Raw genomic sequence first — 4,497 nt, forward strand, 5'->3', positions numbered from 1 at the left:
ATTATCGCGGGGTGGAGCACGAACGAATATGCTTCGAAGTAACAACTTCAGCATACCAATCGAGCCGCTACTTGCATAAACATCCTGAGATTGGGATGGTCTTAACGAAATAAACTTCATGGATCTAATAAAATAGTATCCACATTATCGCGGGGTGGAGCAGTCTGGTAGCTCGTCGGGCTCATAACCCGAAGGTCGCAGGTTCAAATCCTGTCCCCGCAACCAAATGGTCCCGTGGTGTAGCGGTTAACATGCCTGCCTGTCACGCAGGAGATCGCCGGTTCGATCCCGGTCGGGACCGCCATTAATTACTACAGTTTGTAGTATTTTTTTTCTTTATTTGGAGAAAAATAGTAGTGGGATGGTTGAATTTTTTTTATCTTGAGGAGTAGTTTCGAGGGGTAAATACAATACTACATAAGACAATCCTGCGGTGTTACTTCATGTAGCATATTCGCACATTAGGTAAAGAAGAATATTGAAATCTCGGATTGTTTTTTATCTTGAGAGGTTTAATCGAGAGGTAAATCAATACAACATAAAAAAAATCCTGCGGTGCATATTCACGTAGTTTATTCGGTGGAGTAGAGCATGCAGCTAATTCATTGGGCTATAGCCAAGCGGTAAGGCAACGGATTTTGATTCCGTCATGCCCTGGTTCGAATCCAGGTAGCCCAGCCATTTTTATTTTGAATAGTAATGTTTAAGGTAGAGGGATTTGTTTTTATTTTAAATGCGATCGTGTAAACAGTAAGTAAGTTTAAAAATAGTTGGTTTTTAGTTGTACTTGTACTATCATGTATTTATAAACTTGTTAATACGAGCCATTAGCTCAGTTGGTAGAGCATCTGACTTTTAATCAGAGGGTCGAAGGTTCGAATCCTTCATGGCCCACTTTTGTTTATTCGCGGTCGTGGCGGAATGGCAGACGCGCTAGGTTGAGGGCCTAGTGGAGGTTTCTCCGTGGAGGTTCAAGTCCTCTCGGCCGCATCTTAATTATGACTTTTCAAGGCATCTTACAATTGTAGGGTGTCTTTTTTGTGTTGATTGACATTAGTAAAGAAATAATTGTAAATTTTTAGTACTTAAGAAATCACTTTTTTTGTTCACTAAATTAGTAAAAAAGGCTATTTTAAAAGAATATTCATGATAACCACTTGTTACACATTGATGCGCGTTTTTATAAAACTACTGATCTATAGGGATAGACTATACTAAAAAACTCACTTTTGATATATTCCAAAAGTGAGTCGTAACATTAATAATTAGCTGGATTTACTTGAAGCGGTTTGAATTTTTGATTTGTATCAGAGTAATGCCACCATTCTTTTGAATAGCCCAAGAAACCGGCTTGCCTCATCGCTTTATCCATGATTTGATAATTCTTTTCTTGTACACTATTTCGCTTATAGCTTCGAGAAGCACGGGATGAAAAATCATCGAATCTGGATTGCATTTGAACTTCTTTTCTATCCAATGTACACAATGTTATATCTAGTGTTGCACCTAGTTGGTGTCCGCGTATATTTTTTGGATTAGGCTTAGCAACATAATCTGAATTAGGATATGCCTTCCAAAGTGTTTGTTGAGCTGATAAAGGACGGTAAGCATCCCAAACTTTAATCGTATATCCTTGTTTTTTTAGAATAGAGTTTGCTTTAGCTAATTTTTTGGCTGTGCTCGTCCTAAGGATGGCTTGGCTAAAATTATATATACGTTTGCCGGTAAAGTTATTCGTTGTATTATAGCGTAAATCAACGATCATACTTTTATCTAATGATTTAATATTAGTGAACTCTGAAATGACATACTTCCCACTAATAAATCCTGTTTTACTTTTAAATTTAATTTTATACCATCCATTAGCTTGTTTATTCATAACCGTTAAATATTGACCTTTTTTCACAGTACCAATCAACTTAGATGCTGTGCTAGGGCCGCTACGAACATTTAGTTTACTTGCAGTTACGGTGTAAACTTTATTTGATGCATAAGTAGAGGTTGGATTTGTAAAAAAACTGACCCACAAAGATAAAATAGCTAAACAACTTACTAAAATCTTCTTGATTCTTCTCATAGTTCACCTTCTAATTAATTTGTGTAATAATCTGTTAACTATTTTAATTATTCATTAGAATACGTGTTCTTTCAATTTAAAACTTATTTGGCAATATAAAAAAACATTACAATTTAGTAATGTTTTTAGTAATTTATAATATTGGAGATAGAAGTCGAGAAATAGCTTCCTTTATTTTTATAAAAACTGTTCTCGCTTGATACTTTTCAAGAGTAAGTTCACTGGAATATTTACTATCAGATATAAAAAGGTCTTGTAGATTGGATGATTCTTTTTCTGAATAGACGATCGCGTTAATTTCAAAATTCAATTTAAAACTACGTGTATCAATGTTAGTAGTTCCAACTGAAGCAACTTCTTGGTCTATTACGATTGTTTTAGCATGCAAAAATCCATTTTCGTATAGCAATATTTTTGCTCCGTAGGATAATAGTTCGCCTGCATATGATAGTGATGCCCAATGTACGAATGGGTGGTCAGGTTTACTTGGAATCATTATTCTAACATCAATTCCAGATAATGCAGCAATTTTACAAGCGTCCATAATGCTTGCATCAGGAATGAAGTAAGGGGTTTGAATATATACGCTTTGTTTAGCAGACGTAATAAGTTTAACGTACATGTTTTTTAAGTGCTCTGTTTCCGAATTTGGCCCACTAGCTACAATTTGTATGGGAGTATTTCCGATACTTTCCACATTATTAAATGTAAATTCCTCTATAATATGTACATGTTGTTTAGTAGCTTGTTGCCAGTCTAATATAAATCGCCCTTGAATTTGATTTACTGAATCACCTTTTATTCGAAAATGGGTGTCTCTCCAGTAACCAAATTTCTTATCAATTCCAAGATACTCGTCCCCAACATTAAAACCTCCTATATAAGCAATTCTCCCATCAATAATACAAAGTTTTCTGTGATTTCTATTGTTTAATCGAAAATTGATGAGTCTTAAGAAGGAAGGGAAGAAAGCTTTTACCTCACCTCCGTGTTTAACAAGATCTTTGAAGAAAGAGGGAGTGATTTTTTTCGAACCAATGTCATCGTACAGAACTCGTACTTTTACGCCTTTTTCTGCCTTCTTTGTAAGTTCGTCTCTAAGCTTTTTTCCTAACGAGTCACGTTGAATGATGTAGTATTGAATATTTATCTCTTTTTCGGCATTTTGTATGTCTTCGAAAAGCGAATTAAATTTTTCGTAACCGTCACTAAATGTTTGGATCTCGTTTTCAGTTGTTAATAAAGAATTAGCGGATTTTAAATTCATCATAATTAAATGTGAATGCTTCGATAGTAATTCATCTTGGATAAAGTGTTGATCATTATGTATTTGATTTGCTTGATTAGTAACTGCTAATTGAAGGTAACTTCTTTCTTTATTTGAAAGATGATAGAAGTTTTTTTGTTTTAGCTGCCTGCCTAAAAAAAGGTATAGTAAGAAACCGACTATTGGTATAAAAAGTAGGATCATAAGCCATGCCCACGTAGCTGCAACATCTCTCTTTTCAATAAAGATTAAAACACCAGCTAGCAGTATATTAACAATAAGGAGGATTGTAATAAAATTTATATCCATTGTACTCACATCCTATATAATTAGATTGCTTTTAATATGTTTTATTTAATGAATCAAAGTATACAATCAAACTGTATACTTTCTCAATAATAAAAGGATTTTATCATTTACTCTGTAATTTTTCACGGTACGGTACCAAAACCGAGTATTTAAGAGCTCGTAGGAGTAGATGAAGAGAAAGTTCTTCAAAAATCGAATTATTTCAACAGAGGATTACTTTAAATAGTACTATAACAATTCCACTAATGTTGATTTGCTTTATGTCTATTATGAGAAAACTAAACTGATGAAAGTTACTATTTAATCAGTAATTTGAGGTGGAAAAGTACTGTAGTAGTACGGTTAAGAGCAATATATTATTGCAAATCAAATTAATCGTAACTTTTTTCTTAAATATTGTTGACAATAATTGTCTTATACTTTAATATAGTTAAAGTCACGTCAGAAGTTAATGAAGTCAACGAAAGCTTATCGTAGTAAGCATTGAAAGTTAAAAAAACTTTTTAAAAAAAGTGTTGACATAAACAGTTAGATGTTATAAACTGTAAAAGTCGCTAACGAAGACGACACACTTTAAAATATGCGCCCGTAGCTCAATTGGATAGAGCGTTTGACTACGGATCAAAAGGTTATGGGTTCGAGTCCTTTCGGGCGCGCCATATTTCGGGAAGTGGCTCAGCTTGGTAGAGCACCTGGTTTGGGACCAGGGGGTCGCAGGTTCAAATCCTGTCTTCCCGACCATTTTCGCGGGTGTAGTTTAATGGTAAAATAGAAGCCTTCCAAGCTTCGGTCGTGGGTTCGATTCCCATCACCCGCTCCATTATTTTGAACTTTGAAAACTAAA

At 34.6% G+C, this 4,497-nt stretch carries 2 protein-coding genes and 8 tRNA genes; 8 read left to right on the forward strand and 2 right to left on the reverse strand.

Features of this window, described 5'->3' with window-relative positions:
* Window positions 1–148: 148 nt before the first annotated feature.
* The 5 genes from CN601_RS22405 (at window position 149) to CN601_RS22425 (ending at window position 990) form a co-directional block, all read left to right on the forward strand.
* Window positions 149–225 (forward strand) — tRNA-Met (locus tag CN601_RS22405).
* Between the two features lie 3 nt (window positions 226–228).
* Window positions 229–304 (forward strand) — tRNA-Asp (locus tag CN601_RS22410).
* Window positions 305–606: 302 nt separating this feature from the next.
* Window positions 607–681: transfer RNA gene (locus CN601_RS22415), tRNA-Gln, on the forward strand.
* 140 nt (window positions 682–821) lie between these two features.
* Window positions 822–894: transfer RNA gene (locus CN601_RS22420), tRNA-Lys, on the forward strand.
* A 13-nt stretch (window positions 895–907) separates the two neighbouring features.
* Window positions 908–990, forward strand: a tRNA-Leu gene (locus CN601_RS22425).
* 268 nt (window positions 991–1,258) lie between these two features.
* Here the strand turns inward: CN601_RS22425 and CN601_RS22430 are convergent.
* Together CN601_RS22430 and cls are read right to left on the reverse strand one after the other, a co-directional pair.
* Complete coding sequence (locus tag CN601_RS22430; RefSeq protein ID WP_218923273.1) at window positions 1,259–2,077, reverse strand: M15 family metallopeptidase; 819 nt, start codon at window positions 2,075–2,077, stop codon at window positions 1,259–1,261.
* A 133-nt stretch (window positions 2,078–2,210) separates the two neighbouring features.
* Window positions 2,211–3,653, reverse strand: coding sequence for a cardiolipin synthase (cls, locus tag CN601_RS22435; RefSeq protein ID WP_098120386.1), 1,443 nt, complete (start codon window positions 3,651–3,653; stop codon window positions 2,211–2,213).
* A 582-nt stretch (window positions 3,654–4,235) separates the two neighbouring features.
* Between cls and CN601_RS22440 the strand changes: the two genes are divergently transcribed.
* The 3 genes from CN601_RS22440 to CN601_RS22450 all read left to right on the forward strand — a co-directional run bounded on the left by CN601_RS22440 (window position 4,236) and on the right by CN601_RS22450 (window position 4,473).
* Window positions 4,236–4,312: transfer RNA gene (locus tag CN601_RS22440), tRNA-Arg, on the forward strand.
* A 5-nt stretch (window positions 4,313–4,317) separates the two neighbouring features.
* Window positions 4,318–4,394: transfer RNA gene (locus CN601_RS22445), tRNA-Pro, on the forward strand.
* A 5-nt stretch (window positions 4,395–4,399) separates the two neighbouring features.
* Window positions 4,400–4,473: transfer RNA gene (locus CN601_RS22450), tRNA-Gly, on the forward strand.
* Window positions 4,474–4,497: the final 24 nt, after the last annotated feature.

Origin of the sequence: Bacillus sp. AFS017336 (assembly GCF_002555445.1) — a bacterium.
In the GTDB taxonomy this organism is placed as follows: Bacteria; Bacillota; Bacilli; order Bacillales; family Bacillaceae_G; genus Gottfriedia.